Source organism: Neobacillus sp. CF12, assembly GCF_030348765.1.
In the GTDB taxonomy this organism is placed as follows: domain Bacteria; phylum Bacillota; class Bacilli; order Bacillales; family Cytobacillaceae; genus Neobacillus.
Map to the genome: position 1 here is coordinate 3,500,148 of NZ_JAUCEU010000007.1, position 12,353 is coordinate 3,512,500.

8 protein-coding genes, 3 rRNA genes and 1 riboswitch are annotated in these 12,353 nt (G+C 42.9%); all 11 genes read right to left on the minus strand.

Annotated features, from left to right (window positions below; translation table 11 throughout):
- Positions 1-63: 63 nt before the first annotated feature.
- A complete protein-coding gene (locus QUG14_RS16610; RefSeq protein WP_289341629.1) occupies positions 64-186 on the minus strand; it encodes a hypothetical protein in 123 nt (40 codons plus the stop codon).
- A riboswitch (purine riboswitch) is annotated at positions 182-283 on the minus strand. Its footprint overlaps the gene before it by 5 nt.
- Positions 284-368: 85 nt before the next feature.
- Positions 369-566 carry an NETI motif-containing protein gene (locus tag QUG14_RS16615; protein ID WP_289341630.1) on the minus strand — a complete coding sequence of 66 codons (198 nt, stop codon included), beginning with the start codon at positions 564-566 and terminating at the stop codon, positions 369-371.
- Positions 563-1,087, minus strand: coding sequence for a DUF2179 domain-containing protein (locus QUG14_RS16620; RefSeq protein WP_289344167.1), 525 nt, complete (start codon positions 1,085-1,087; stop codon positions 563-565). The genes QUG14_RS16615 and QUG14_RS16620 overlap by 4 nt, the downstream gene beginning before the upstream one ends.
- A 130-nt stretch (positions 1,088-1,217) precedes the next feature.
- Complete coding sequence (locus QUG14_RS16625) at positions 1,218-3,140, minus strand: ABC transporter permease (protein ID WP_289341631.1); 1,923 nt, start codon at positions 3,138-3,140, stop codon at positions 1,218-1,220.
- Positions 3,115-3,885: an ABC transporter ATP-binding protein gene (locus QUG14_RS16630; protein ID WP_289341632.1), complete on the minus strand. Its 771-nt coding sequence runs from the start codon at positions 3,883-3,885 to the stop codon at positions 3,115-3,117. Before QUG14_RS16630 ends, QUG14_RS16625 begins: the two co-directional genes overlap by 26 nt.
- Positions 3,886-3,994: 109 nt before the next feature.
- Positions 3,995-4,966: a sensor histidine kinase gene (locus QUG14_RS16635; RefSeq protein ID WP_289341633.1), complete on the minus strand. Its 972-nt coding sequence runs from the start codon at positions 4,964-4,966 to the stop codon at positions 3,995-3,997.
- Positions 4,963-5,664 (minus strand): response regulator transcription factor, encoded by a 702-nt coding sequence (locus tag QUG14_RS16640; protein WP_289341634.1) that lies wholly within the window; start codon positions 5,662-5,664, stop codon positions 4,963-4,965. The genes QUG14_RS16635 and QUG14_RS16640 overlap by 4 nt, the downstream gene beginning before the upstream one ends.
- A gap of 259 nt (positions 5,665-5,923) precedes the next feature.
- Entirely contained in the window at positions 5,924-6,823 is a 900-nt protein-coding gene (locus tag QUG14_RS16645; RefSeq protein WP_289341635.1) for a fumarylacetoacetate hydrolase family protein, read from the minus strand.
- 511 nt (positions 6,824-7,334) lie between these two features.
- A 5S ribosomal RNA gene (gene rrf, locus QUG14_RS16650) occupies positions 7,335-7,450 on the minus strand.
- 78 nt (positions 7,451-7,528) lie between these two features.
- Positions 7,529-10,465 (minus strand): 23S ribosomal RNA (locus tag QUG14_RS16655).
- 199 nt (positions 10,466-10,664) lie between these two features.
- Positions 10,665-12,214 (minus strand): 16S ribosomal RNA (locus QUG14_RS16660).
- The 16S, 23S and 5S rRNA genes sit together here, the layout of an rRNA operon.
- Positions 12,215-12,353: the final 139 nt, after the last annotated feature.

The window sequence follows — 12,353 nt, forward strand, 5'->3', positions numbered from 1 at the left end:
TAGCGCAAGCAGCCAGGAAAAATTGAACTGCATTTTTCCCAGGGCTCTTACGATTCTCTTCGTTTACCAATATAAAAAGCCCAAAACAGTTACTTCCCCAATTTTCATAAAATGAGAGAAAGCAGTCTGTCCGGGCTGAAATCGGCACAGTAAAATACCTTGAAACGAACGATTCGTTTCCGGCATTTCCACTTCCCCTCATAGTCCAATCATTTACGGTAATTGGGTAGATACTTATGGGCCATATTCCCATTATTATACGAGGGTGTTACGCTATATATTTTTTCGACACCTTTATATTACAATTTAAGGGGCAAATGGTCAATAAAAACGAACGATTTTATTTTTTCAAAAACTAACGTTCGTTTTTAATCAATACTTACGCCCTCAAAGACAATCTGCCTTCCAACCGGTTCATAGGAAGTTTCCTTTCCACTAATTACCTCCTGAAAGATTGGTTTTTCCGTGCGGCGAACAGGTATAAATCCCTGTTTTTTCATCCTTTCTAAACAAGCATCAATACTTTCATTTTCTTGTACCTCAAATTTCATTTTCTTTTTACTCATGAAAATAACTTCCCTTTCTTTACTGACTTTACCCAAAAGCCGCCATGGATGGCCTTTGGTTCATAGGAAATAATGAATGCTTTTGAATCCAAACTTTTAATTGTATCGTATAATTTAAGTTCGAATTTTCTTGGAGTCAAAATTTGAAGGGCCATTCGGTCGCCCTCAAGGCCATGAGCTGCCCAATTCGTCACCCCAAATCCCTTTTCTCTTAAAATCTTAGGTAAATTCTTATCGTATTCTTTTGTTATTACATTAACCGTAATATACCCCAAAGCAAGCTTTTCCTCAATTTTCATCCCAACAATAACCCCAATACCATACCCCACCGCATAAGCAATAAGATTTTGAATTTCATTAAGGTTATTCAGAACAAGCCCAAGACCTAACACATAAATAACTACCTCAATCATACTAAGAAACGCCGCCAAATATCGCTGGCCTTTTAACGTTAGTATCATTCTTATCGTAAAAAAAGAAACATAAACGATATTGATAATTAAGATAACCAAAATCATCATGAAACTATTTTCTAACAAAGACTAAACCTCCATTTCAGCAATCCTTTTTCGTTATTTTGTTAGTTTAACCTTTTTTATTATTTTTTTCATTAAAATAGGACCTGCCGCTTTGACAGGTCCCACTTCATTATTAGATTAGCGTCTTTTTCAAATTCCTTAAATAATGATGACGGATGAATAAGAAATAAATGACTTGAGCAATAAAGAAGCACGCAAGTACAATCATCATCTCAGTAGCAATGGACATTGTGAAAAGACTTTGCAATGCCATGTAAGCAAAAACACTGTGAATCATTGCTACGATGATAGGAACAAAGAAAAGGAGGACAAGCTGGCGGGTAACAATCTTATTTAGCTCCCCATCCGTCAAGCCAACCTTTTTAATGGTTAAATACAAGCGGCGGTCGTATTCTAAATCTGCATACAGGCGGAAATACAAGAAACTGCCAGCAGCAATAAAGAAGAATGCGCCAGTAAGCAGGGCAACAAACAAACTCATCCGATACATGCTCATTTTAAGATGATACAAGGTACCACTAACCGTCATGGCGTATTCTTTTGGATCAATAGCCTCATCGTCCCTTGGAGCATAAGCAGCTCCATCTTCTACAAGATGATCAGCGATCCCGGCTGTTTTTTCAAACTCATCTGTATAAAAGCCGATAAATGTATCCGTGCTTGCCGCTGAAAGTTTTTGATACAAGTCATCACTAATGACAAGACCTTCACTAAATAAAATTTGATAAGGAAAAACAACATGTTCTGTTTCCTTATTTTGTAGCAGCTTAATCTTCTCTTGTTTTAATGTATAGGTCTGGTGATCAAAGGTCTCAAGTGACGCTGTTAGCAATGCTAAGCTTTCTGTCCCTGCTAACTCCTTCTCTGTAAAAGAATAACCAGCCATTTCGGATGACTTTTTATAATCAGAAAATGCTACTACTGGCACCCTCTCGCGTGCATATTCGTCAGATGAATCAATAATTTCAATATATTTAATAGGAATTTTTAGTGTAGAATAAACTACATTTTTCTCTTTTAACTCCTGTTTGATTTGCTGTAAGTTTTGCTCGTGAATGGGGTGTTCACCCTTTGCAATATAACTTATTGCCGCGGGATAATTATCGCGAAATTCCTTCGTCAACACATTCATAGATGCAAGTGTTCCCACTGCACAAAAAGCGACTGTGGAAACGATGGTAACCATGAAAAACATCCGGGCATTATCCTTTAAGCGGTATGCAAGACTTGAGAAGGTAATCAAATTTGTTTTCTTCCAAAAAAGTAAACGATTCTTTTGAAGCAATTTAGTAAGGAATAAAGACAGTTGGGTATAAAAGAAATAGGTTCCAATAATGGTCATTCCAATAACAGGTAGAATTCGAAAAAACATCGTTTCTAGTGTGGTTGTTGCCGCTAGGTAATAACCCGTAATTAATAGAATCGCAGACAAGATTGAGAGCACTTTAGAAACCTTTGGCTCTTTTTTCGGCTTTTCACCTGCCTGAAATAAATCAATTAACTTATTAACTCTAACTAAAGTCGTAGTAAAAATAAAAATACATAAGAATAATACCAAAAAGGCTCCGACCGTCCACCCTAGTGCTTTTCCTGATAAATAGAATGGCAGTGACTCTATTCCAATCATTCTCGAGCCGATCATCAAAAACAATTTACCTGTGATGATCCCTGCGCCAATCCCAGTAATAATAGCAGCAATACCGATCAACATATTTTCTAAAAAAACCATGGTGTTTAACTGGTTTCTCGTCATGCCATGCATCATTAAGATTCCAAATTCCCGTTTACGAGACTTCAAAAATGTGCTGACTGAGTATAGAACAAACAAGAAAGAAAATACGTACATGATCACTTCTGCCGCTGACATCAGTTCAATCGCAGTGGAAGCAGTTACCCCTTCTTTAATATCAGGATGAAAAATAAACAAAGCATAAACAAAGAAAATCATAACTGAGAACGCGCTGCTTAAAAAGTAGGCCGCGTAGGTCCGCTTATTGCGGATTACATTTCTAAAGGCGAATTGTCGAAAGGTCATGACTATTCCCCCCTAGCAATGCCAGCATATCAATGATTTTTTGGAAAAATGCCTGGCGATTATCTCCTCGATAAATTTCGTTATAAAGCTGTCCATCTTTAATAAAAATAACCCGGTTGCAGTAACTCGCTGCAACGGCATCATGTGTCACCATTAAAGCAGTAGCCCCATCTTCTTTATTAATCGTTGAGATGGTTTCCATAACATCTTTAGCAGATTTTGAATCTAAGTTACCAGTAGGTTCATCTGCTAAAATGAGCGCAGGCTGATGAATAATCGCCCGAGCGATTGCTGTTCTTTGCATCTGTCCACCAGAAATCTCATACGTACGCTTTTTTAAAATGGAGTCAATCCCAAGTTTTTTTGCAACCTGTTGCAGTTTCTTATCCATCTCACTAACCTTCACTCCATCTAACGTAAGTGGAAGGACGATATTCTCCTCTACGGTTAGAGTATCAAGTAAATTAAAATGTTGAAAAACAAACCCAAGTTCATGCCTGCGGAACAATGCAGTATCTTTTCGATTTAATTGATGAGGATTTTTGCCATTGATTATGACTTCGCCTGAACTAGGCTGATCGATGGTGGAAATTAAATTTAACAGGGTCGTTTTTCCGCTCCCAGATGGACCCATTATGCCAACAAATTCACCTTTTTCAATTGAAAAATTAATATTATCCAAGGCTTTGTGCGCTACTTTTCCCTCATATATTTTTGCTAATTGTTTTACTGTTAAAATAGACAAGACCTTCACTCCTTGTTCTTTATTTCATGTCTCTATCTTAACTAGTAAAGGCCGTTCGTAACCACTTCATAAACTTACAGTTAGCTTACAAGATTGTAAGGATTTTTTATTAGAAAATAATTCTTACAGTTGTCCCTCTATTTAACATTGATTCAATCTCTACTCTGTGCCCTAGTTTATCGCATATTTGCTTAACCAGAAAAAGCCCCATTCCGGTTGACTCTTGGAAGTTTCGTCCATTTTCACCCGTAAAGTAGGGATCAAAAACTCTAGGCAAGTCACTCTTAGGGATTCCTACACCCTGGTCCTGAATTTCTAAAATAACCTTCGCTCCACGTTTATACCCTTTTACGAAAATTTTCTGATTCTCTTCCTTTGTATACCTTACTGCATTTGTAATAATCTGAGTTAAAACAAAAGAAAGCCATTTTTCATCTGACGTTATTCTTAACCCTTCTTCCAATTGCAAGGAAGGAAAAACACGATTTCGGATAAATAGCCGTTTTTGGCTGGATGTAACTGAACGCACGACCTCTTCTAAGGAAAGCAATTCAACGTAAAAGTCATGTTCAAATTCATCTAGGCGGGCTGTATATAAGACCATATCTAAGCCTTTTTTCATACGATCTAGTTCATCACCGATTGCTGTAAATCGGGGATCATCCTCATCTTGGATCATTAAATGCATAACAGATAAGGGGGTTTTCATTTGGTGAACCCATTGATTAATAAACTGAATATGATTCTTTAATTTATGCTGATAATGATGTAAACCATTTTGATACTGACGATATTGACTTTTCAATAATAGATGTAGACCAGCTGCTAATGGCGCTCTAGAACCTTCCTCAATAAACTCACTCAATGATGCATGTGGTTCTTCCAGACGCTTATAAAAGTTCCGATGTGTTAAATATCGATAAATCAAATACCCCACTAGCAAGCAGCTGCTAAGAATTGCCGCATAAAGACTAATGGAATAATCTCGATACCCATCCAGCCAAAAAACAAACAATATAAGTCCCAGTTGAGCTATATACACTAAAATTAAAGGTATCTGTTCTTTTATGAAAAGTTTCAAGACTGCATACCCCAATTAGGTGAAAGGCGATATCCTTGTCCACGAATCGTTTGCAATGCATCCTCAATTTTTAATGCCAATAACTTCTTCCGTACACGGGTGATATAAACATTTAATGTATTGTCATCAACAAAAACTTGATCATCCCAAATTTTTTCTAGCAAGCGATCGCGGCTGACGACCCTCTCCGACTTTCTCATTAATTCTTCTATAATTTTAGCCTCTGTATGGCTGATTTCTACCTTATGATTTTGATAGGTCAGAGTTAATCTTTCAGTATCTAGTTTTAAGCCACCTATATCGATCGTTCGATTACCATGGGCACTAGCAAGTTCCCCATAAGCGCGACGAAGGTGGCTGTTGATTTTTGCTACTGCAATGTCGTAATCAAATGGTTTTGTGATGTAATCATCAGCTCCATTTTCAAGAGCCATCACCTGGTCCATTTTTCCTTCCCTAGCTGAAATAAAAATAATAGGACAGGTGGATACCTTACGAATTTGACGGCACCAATAATAACCATCGAATTTAGGTAAATTAACATCAAGCAAGACGAGATGAGGGGAATACATTTCAAATTGATCTAAAACACTATCAAAGATTTCAACTGACTGAGTATCAAAACCGAATTTATGTAAATGGTCCTCAAGCAAGGTAACAAGTTGTTTATCATCTTCAACGATAAAAATTTTAAACATGATTTTCTCCTTTTTTTTGGAAATCATAGGCGGTGGCTTAGTAATTTAATTCTATATTAGTTTAACAAAAGTTTTCTTAGGAAAAAAAGAAAAGTCCATCAAAACCATTAAGATAGGTGAAGATGAATTCTTTGCCTCTTACAATTGAATTATGGTCTCATGGAAAGAAGTGGGGTTGGGATGAGGGGGTTGGCTTATATACGGGGTCCTAATATATTGGACGGCCAGGCAAGCTTTACGTGCCTGGCTTTCTCCAAAATTATTTTTCTTCGATTAATCTATTCGTTAAAGTACCTAATTTTTCTACTTCAACGGTTATTACATCACCAGGCTTTAGGTAAACTCTCTTTTCCCGTGGGTAGCCTATGATCACACCGGCTGGAGTTCCAGTAAGGATCACATCACCAGGTGTAAGAGTCATATGCTGCGAAATATAGCTGACAATTTCATCTACATAAAAAATCATATCAGATGTATTGGAATCTTGACGTTTTTCACCATTTACAAAGGTTTTTAATTGTAAATTGTTAGGATTACCAACTTCATCTGCTGTTACGAGATAAGGACCTATTGGACTGAAGTCATCGCATGTTTTTCCAAGTAACCATTGGTTTGTCCTTTTCTGGAGGTCACGCGCTGATAAATCATTAGCTGTACAGTAGCCAAATACATAATCTAATGCCCTTTCTTTACTTACATACTTTGCTTCCTTCCCAATTACTACTCCTAATTCCACTTCGTAATCCAGCCTTTGTGTTACCTTTGGCACAGCAATCTCACATTTATGCCCTGTTAATGCATTATTAAATTTACTAAATAATATGGGTACTTCTGGATATGGAGAATTTGTTTCATCCGCATGTTTACGATAGTTTAAACCCACACAAATAATTTTGTTTGGTTCTGTAACACAAGGACCCCATTCAACTTCTTCTTCATTTTTAAGATAAGTTGTTCTATTTTCTTCTGTTGGCAGATTTGCTATATAGTTCTCGAGTGCAGTAGTGGCTTTATGACCGCCTGCGATTACGTCCATAATATTTGTATGTACCTGATTATTGGGGCTAACTTTTAATGCCTCATCAAGGTCAATGAGGCACTTCTCCACTTTTACGCCTAACACATGTTTGCCTTCTTTATTAATTGTTACTAGTTTCATAATTGATTATCCTCCTGTTTTTGCGTCGTTATCAACTGATTTCTCTATTACATACTTTTAATCCTTCTTTTACTTTAATTAATTAAAGTGTGTTATTTATTTAAGCGAAGAATTAATAAGGTGGGTAGGAAAGAGGCAGGAGGATAAAACGGAAAAGTGGAGTTTGATTCCCTCTATCATTGGAAAATTGAGCTCTGGGGCACCAAAGAGGGGCTTTGGTTCCCTCTATTCATAAAATATCGAACTCTTGGAAATCAAAGATGGGGTTGATTTCCTCTTCGCTTGAAAAATTAGGTACTAATATACGCTATTCATTACCGTTATCACTAATATTGGCATTGTATGGGCACGATTAACCTCCAATCGTTACCTCCTTTTCTAAAAAGGAGGTAACGATTCTCTGATTATTGTTACCTTTTTCTATAAAAAACCCGCTGCAAGGGAACGATTCTCCTACTAATACGGCAACAAAACAAAAAAACACAACCCTCAATAGGTTGTGTTTCATTTTGCCTGGCAACGTCCTACTCTCACAGGGACAAAGTCCCAACTACCATCGGCGCTGAGAAGCTTAACTTCCGTGTTCGGTATGGGAACGGGTGTGACCTTCTCGCCATTGCTGCCAGACTATAAGTTTGAGGTATCATTCCCTCAAAACTAGATAATTTCAGAAGAAGTTTGTAAAACGAGTTTCGCTTTTAAAAATTGGTTAAGTCCTCGAACGATTAGTATCAGTCAGCTCCACATGTTACCACGCTTCCACCTCTGACCTATCAACCTGATCATCTTTCAGGGTTCTTACTAGCTTGACGCTATGGGAAATCTCATCTTGAGGGGGGCTTCATGCTTAGATGCTTTCAGCACTTATCCCGTCCGCACATAGCTACCCAGCGATGCCTTTGGCAAGACAACTGGTACACCAGCGGTGCGTCCATCCCGGTCCTCTCGTACTAAGGACAGCTCCTCTCAAATTTCCTGCGCCCACGACGGATAGGGACCGAACTGTCTCACGACGTTCTGAACCCAGCTCGCGTACCGCTTTAATGGGCGAACAGCCCAACCCTTGGGACCGACTACAGCCCCAGGATGCGATGAGCCGACATCGAGGTGCCAAACCTCCCCGTCGATGTGGACTCTTGGGGGAGATAAGCCTGTTATCCCCGGGGTAGCTTTTATCCGTTGAGCGATGGCCCTTCCATGCGGAACCACCGGATCACTAAGCCCGACTTTCGTCCCTGCTCGACTTGTAGGTCTCGCAGTCAAGCTCCCTTGTGCCTTTACACTCTGCGAATGATTTCCAACCATTCTGAGGGAACCTTTGGGCGCCTCCGTTACTCTTTAGGAGGCGACCGCCCCAGTCAAACTGCCCACCTGACACTGTCTCCCACCCCGATAAGGGGTGCGGGTTAGAATTTCAATACAGCCAGGGTAGTATCCCACCGACGCCTCCACCGAAGCTGGCGCTCCGGTTTCTCAGGCTCCTACCTATCCTGTACAAGCTGTACCAAAATTCAATATCAGGCTACAGTAAAGCTCCACGGGGTCTTTCCGTCCTGTCGCGGGTAACCTGCATCTTCACAGGTACTATAATTTCACCGAGTCTCTCGTTGAGACAGTGCCCAGATCGTTACGCCTTTCGTGCGGGTCGGAACTTACCCGACAAGGAATTTCGCTACCTTAGGACCGTTATAGTTACGGCCGCCGTTTACTGGGGCTTCGATTCAGAGCTTCGCTTGCGCTAACCCCTCCTCTTAACCTTCCAGCACCGGGCAGGCGTCAGCCCCTATACTTCGCCTTGCGGCTTCGCAGAGACCTGTGTTTTTGCTAAACAGTCGCCTGGGCCTATTCACTGCGGCTCTTCGAGGCTATTCACCTCAAAAAGCACCCCTTCTCCCGAAGTTACGGGGTCATTTTGCCGAGTTCCTTAACGAGAGTTCTCTCGCTCACCTTAGGATTCTCTCCTCGCCTACCTGTGTCGGTTTGCGGTACGGGCACCTTTTATCTCGCTAGAGGCTTTTCTTGGCAGTGTGGAATCAGGAACTTCGGTACTATATTTCCCTCGCCATCACAGCTCAGCCTTTACGGTAAGCGGATTTTCCTACTTACCAGCCTAACTGCTTGGACGCGCATATCCAACAGCGCGCTTACCCTATCCTCCTGCGTCCCCCCATCACTCAAACGATAAAGAGGTGGTACAGGAATATCAACCTGTTGTCCATCGCCTACGCCTTTCGGCCTCGGCTTAGGTCCCGACTAACCCTGAGAGGACGAGCCTTCCTCAGGAAACCTTAGGCATACGGTGGACGGGATTCTCACCCGTCTTTCGCTACTCATACCGGCATTCTCACTTCTAAGCGCTCCACCAGTCCTTACGGTCTAGCTTCAACGCCCTTAGAACGCTCTCCTACCACTGACACCATACGGTGTCAATCCACAGCTTCGGTGTTACGTTTAGCCCCGGTACATTTTCGGCGCAGAGTCACTCGACCAGTGAGCTATTACGCACTCTTTAAATGGTGGCTGCTTCTAAGCCAACATCCTGGTTGTCTAAGCAACTCCACATCCTTTTCCACTTAACGTAAACTTTGGGACCTTAGCTGGTGGTCTGGGCTGTTTCCCTTTTGACTACGGATCTTATCACTCGCAGTCTGACTCCCACGGATAAGTCTTTGGCATTCGGAGTTTGTCTGAATTCGGTAACCCGATGAGGGCCCCTAGTCCAAACAGTGCTCTACCTCCAAGACTCTTACAACGTGAGGCTAGCCCTAAAGCTATTTCGGAGAGAACCAGCTATCTCCAAGTTCGATTGGAATTTCTCCGCTACCCACACCTCATCCCCGCACTTTTCAACGTGCGTGGGTTCGGGCCTCCATCCAGTGTTACCTGGACTTCACCCTGGACATGGGTAGATCACCTGGTTTCGGGTCTACGACCACATACTCAAACGCCCTATTCAGACTCGCTTTCGCTGCGGCTCCGTCTCTTCAACTTAACCTTGCATGTAATCGTAACTCGCCGGTTCATTCTACAAAAGGCACGCCATCACCCATGAACGGGCTCTGACTACTTGTAGGCACACGGTTTCAGGATCTTTTTCACTCCCCTTCCGGGGTGCTTTTCACCTTTCCCTCACGGTACTGGTTCACTATCGGTCACTAGGGAGTATTTAGCCTTGGGAGATGGTCCTCCCAGCTTCCGACCGGATTTCTCGTGTCCGGCCGTACTCAGGATCCACTCAGGAGGGAACGAAGTTTCAACTACAGGGTTTTTACCTTCTATGACGGACCTTTCCAGATCGCTTCATCTACCCCGTTCCTTTGTAACTCCATGTTGAGTGTCCTACAACCCCAAGAGGCAAGCCTCTTGGTTTGGGCTATGTCCCGTTTCGCTCGCCGCTACTCAGGGAATCGCGTTTGCTTTCTCTTCCTCCGGGTACTTAGATGTTTCAGTTCCCCGGGTCTGCCTTCAATACCCTATGTATTCAGGTAAAGATACTGCTCCATTACGAGCAGTGGGTTCCCCCATTCGGAAATCTCCGGATCAAAGCTTACTTACAGCTCCCCGAAGCATATCGGTGTTAGTCCCGTCCTTCATCGGCTCCTAGTGCCAAGGCATCCACCGTGCGCCCTTTCTAACTTAACCTAAAAGGTTATTTTCTTCTTAATTACTTAAGAGAGAAAAACTAATGTGGCGATTCTCGGTTTTACTTTGACTTCTTCTTACGATTATCTAGTTTTCAAAGAACGATTAAAAAAAGCTTTGAGAGAATTGCTCCCTCAAAACTAAACAAACAAGTAACAGTCAACGTTTTATCAGTCCACAAGGACTGCATTATCCTTAGAAAGGAGGTGATCCAGCCGCACCTTCCGATACGGCTACCTTGTTACGACTTCACCCCAATCATCTGTCCCACCTTAGGCGGCTGGCTCCTTGCGGTTACCCCACCGACTTCGGGTGTTACAAACTCTCGTGGTGTGACGGGCGGTGTGTACAAGGCCCGGGAACGTATTCACCGCGGCATGCTGATCCGCGATTACTAGCGATTCCGGCTTCATGTAGGCGAGTTGCAGCCTACAATCCGAACTGAGAATGGTTTTATGGGATTGGCTAAACCTCGCGGTCTTGCAGCCCTTTGTACCATCCATTGTAGCACGTGTGTAGCCCAGGTCATAAGGGGCATGATGATTTGACGTCATCCCCACCTTCCTCCGGTTTGTCACCGGCAGTCTCCTTAGAGTGCCCAACTAAATGCTGGCAACTAAGAACAAGGGTTGCGCTCGTTGCGGGACTTAACCCAACATCTCACGACACGAGCTGACGACAACCATGCACCACCTGTCACTCTGTTCCCCGAAGGGAAACGTCCTATCTCTAGGAGTGTCAGAGGATGTCAAGACCTGGTAAGGTTCTTCGCGTTGCTTCGAATTAAACCACATGCTCCACCGCTTGTGCGGGCCCCCGTCAATTCCTTTGAGTTTCAGCCTTGCGGCCGTACTCCCCAGGCGGAGTGCTTAATGCGTTAGCTGCAGCACTAAAGGGCGGAAACCCTCTAACACTTAGCACTCATCGTTTACGGCGTGGACTACCAGGGTATCTAATCCTGTTTGCTCCCCACGCTTTCGCGCCTCAGCGTCAGTTACAGACCAGAAAGCCGCCTTCGCCACTGGTGTTCCTCCACATCTCTACGCATTTCACCGCTACACGTGGAATTCCGCTTTCCTCTTCTGTACTCAAGTCCCCCAGTTTCCAATGACCCTCCACGGTTGAGCCGTGGGCTTTCACATCAGACTTAAAGGACCGCCTGCGCGCGCTTTACGCCCAATAATTCCGGACAACGCTTGCCACCTACGTATTACCGCGGCTGCTGGCACGTAGTTAGCCGTGGCTTTCTGGTTAGGTACCGTCAAGGTACCGGCAGTTACTCCGATACTTGTTCTTCCCTAACAACAGAGCTTTACGACCCGAAGGCCTTCATCGCTCACGCGGCGTTGCTCCGTCAGACTTTCGTCCATTGCGGAAGATTCCCTACTGCTGCCTCCCGTAGGAGTCTGGGCCGTGTCTCAGTCCCAGTGTGGCCGATCACCCTCTCAGGTCGGCTACGCATCGTCGCCTTGGTGAGCCATTACCTCACCAACTAGCTAATGCGCCGCGGGCCCATCTGTAAGTGTCAGCGTGAACCGACTTTCAGCTTTTCCACATGAGAGGAAAAGGATTATCCGGTATTAGCTCCGGTTTCCCGAAGTTATCCCAGTCTTACAGGCAGGTTGCCCACGTGTTACTCACCCGTCCGCCGCTAACCTTTAGGAGCAAGCTCCTAAAGATTCGCTCGACTTGCATGTATTAGGCACGCCGCCAGCGTTCGTCCTGAGCCAGGATCAAACTCTCCAAGAAAGTTGATATAGCTCATTTTGTTACGTTGGCTTAGCTTTTATAAAAAGCTAAAAAATTGTTTGTTGACGTTCTTGTTTGTTTAGTTTTCAATGAGCAATTTTTATAGCGACAAAAACTATCATATCATGCAACTTCATTA

What these genes read in the sequence shown, in the direction of transcription:
- QUG14_RS16610 (WP_289341629.1), bottom strand. Translation starts at nt 186, where the DNA reads ATGCCGGAAACGAATCGTTCGTTTCAAGGTATTTTACTGTGCCGATTT.
- QUG14_RS16615 (WP_289341630.1), bottom strand. Translation starts at nt 566, where the DNA reads ATGAGTAAAAAGAAAATGAAATTTGAGGTACAAGAAAATGAAAGTATT.
- QUG14_RS16620 (WP_289344167.1), bottom strand. Translation starts at nt 1,087, where the DNA reads ATGATGATTTTGGTTATCTTAATTATCAATATCGTTTATGTTTCTTTT.
- QUG14_RS16625 (WP_289341631.1), bottom strand. Translation starts at nt 3,140, where the DNA reads ATGACCTTTCGACAATTCGCCTTTAGAAATGTAATCCGCAATAAGCGG.
- QUG14_RS16640 (WP_289341634.1), bottom strand. Translation starts at nt 5,664, where the DNA reads ATGTTTAAAATTTTTATCGTTGAAGATGATAAACAACTTGTTACCTTG.
- QUG14_RS16645 (WP_289341635.1), bottom strand. Translation starts at nt 6,823, where the DNA reads ATGAAACTAGTAACAATTAATAAAGAAGGCAAACATGTGTTAGGCGTA.